The following is a 2,030-nucleotide window of genomic DNA, read 5'->3' as shown; positions in this document are numbered from 1 at the left end:
CTGGACCGGCGTCGCTGCTCGCCCGCGTGCCACAGCCTCGGCCACGCGCGCGACCAGCGTATCGATGTTGAACGGCTTGCCCACGAACGGCGTGCCCTGGTGCTGTCGTGGCACCATCTGCGCGTATACCGCCGAGGCGAACAGGAAAGGGATGCCGAGTGCGGCCAGGCGGTCGGCCACGGGAAACACCGGGCCATCTCGCAGCTCGATGTCCAGCACGGCGGCATCGAAATGCTGGGTGGCCACGCTGCCCAGCGCATCGCTTACCGAATAGGCCGGCACGGCGTCATAGCCGGCGGTGGTGAGCACTTCCACGAACAAACGTGACAGTTGCAGTTCGTCTTCAACGACCAGGATCGTGCCATGCGGCGGTGGAGCGGGGGGACGGCTGTTCATGCGGATTCTGGGTTCGGGCGCTTGATCGTGGGCCAAGCCGTGTCAACAGCGCGGGAACCTGCCTTGCGCTTTCGTTGACATCACCGGCTGGCGTTCATGCGTCGTCTTCGTCCAGGCCGTCGCCATCCCAGGCGGCGGGGGCACCGTCACCCTTGGGCGCATCCGGGTCCACCGGCTCCAGCAAGGTGTAGTCATCGCGCGTGGGATCACCGAAGGCGCGACTCACCGGATAGGCCTCCAGCGGCGCGGTGGTGGCGCGCGACTGCAGCCGTGCCGGGGTGGTGATCGCCCCGGACAGCCAGTCCATGGCGGTGGTGGCCTCCACGAATACCGGCCCGTCGGCGGTGAGCGGGGCGGGGATGGCGGTGTTCGGCGCGGTGAGCACCGTGAAGCTGTCCAGCTGCTCGCCCTGGCCGTCCTCCCAGTGCTCCCACAGCCCGGCCGCCAGCAGGGCCAGCCCATCCTGGCGCTGCACGAACAGCGGCCATGGCGGGCGCCGCTGCCGATCCCACTTGTAGTAGCCGGTCATGGCCACCACGCAGGGCCGTTGCTGCCAGGCCTGGGCGAAGATGCGGCTGGAGGCGGCGCGCTCCAGGCGTGCGGTGACGGTGGTGTAGGGCGTGTCAGGCTGCTTGGACCAGCGCGGAATCAGGCCCCAGCGCATGTCCGCGACCACGATGCTGCCGTCGCCATCGCGTGCGATCACCGCCGCCTCGCTGGCCTTGCCCACGTTGTAACGGTCCGGTGCGTCGGCCAGGGCGCGGGCAATGGCCGCCGGCAGGCCCGGGGGCAGGGTGGCGGACTCGGCGATGGCCTGGGCGAAGCGTCGCATGCGCCCAGCCTACGGTCGCGCGCGTGAGGATGTCGGCGTGGCGCGCGGCCTTGCCCTTCCGCGCAGGGCTGGCGACCGGTGATCCGATCGCTGGCCGGATCGCGCGCGGTTGCCTACAGCACCGCCAGTTGCAGCCGCGACACCGGTCGCAACGCCAGCTTGTGGGTCACGTTGGTGATGGTGCGGCGCGGGTCGGTGGGGTGCGGGCGGGTGGCGGTGTGGCTGTTGCCCTGCCGCCACAGCCCGAGCATGACGACCTCGGTACCCACCGCGAAGCCCTTCAGCCACGCGGCATCGTCGTGGCCCACGCTGACTTCGTAGAATTCGCGGCGATCCATCACCCCGGTCTGCTGGTACTTGGGCGCGCAGTTGAGGAAGGTCGTACTGAAGCCGGCGCCAGCGGCAGGCGCGCGATGCGAGCGCACCGTGCCCACCAGTGCCATGGGCACCTCGGCACTGGCGGTATCCAACCGCGCCCAGGCACGGTCGTAGTGCGCCGTCTCATGGAAAAACGCGTCCCATGCCAGCTTCTTCTTGCCCAGGCGAAGGGTCACGTCCTGCGCCAGCGTGCTGTCCTGGCCGCACAGCGCATGCAGCACCAGCAGGTCCATCAGCGGCTGCAGCGCCGGTTCCAACGCGGCCCCATCGCCGCGCTTGAGCGCCTGGTGCAGGGCCAGCAGGTTGAGTTCGTGGCGGCCCCCGTGCTGGGCCGGTGCCGGTGCCGGATCGGCCTCCAGGCGGCCAAGCACCGCGGCCCGCTGGGCGGGCGCGTTGTAGCGGCAGGTGGCCGCGTGGCGGGCAT

General features: G+C 70.3%; 3 protein-coding genes. All 3 read right to left on the bottom strand.

Going from position 1 to position 2,030, the window contains the following annotated elements:
- Positions 1–396 (bottom strand): response regulator (locus RSA25_RS14320; protein ID WP_332809525.1); only part of this gene is annotated, 396 nt, incomplete at its 3' end.
- A 94-nt stretch (positions 397–490) separates the two neighbouring features.
- On the bottom strand, positions 491–1,228 hold the full coding sequence (locus RSA25_RS14315; RefSeq protein WP_332809524.1) for an SOS response-associated peptidase: 738 nt from the start codon (positions 1,226–1,228) through the stop codon (positions 491–493).
- A 113-nt stretch (positions 1,229–1,341) separates the two neighbouring features.
- Positions 1,342–2,030, bottom strand: a 689-nt coding sequence (locus RSA25_RS14310; RefSeq protein ID WP_332809523.1) for a hypothetical protein, incomplete at its 5' end; no start/stop codon positions are given.

Origin of the sequence: Stenotrophomonas sp., assembly GCF_036662295.1 — a bacterium.
GTDB lineage: Bacteria > Pseudomonadota > Gammaproteobacteria > Xanthomonadales > Xanthomonadaceae > Stenotrophomonas.
Note: the sequence above shows the minus strand (reverse complement) of the source record. Positions and strands in the feature narration are given on the sequence as shown.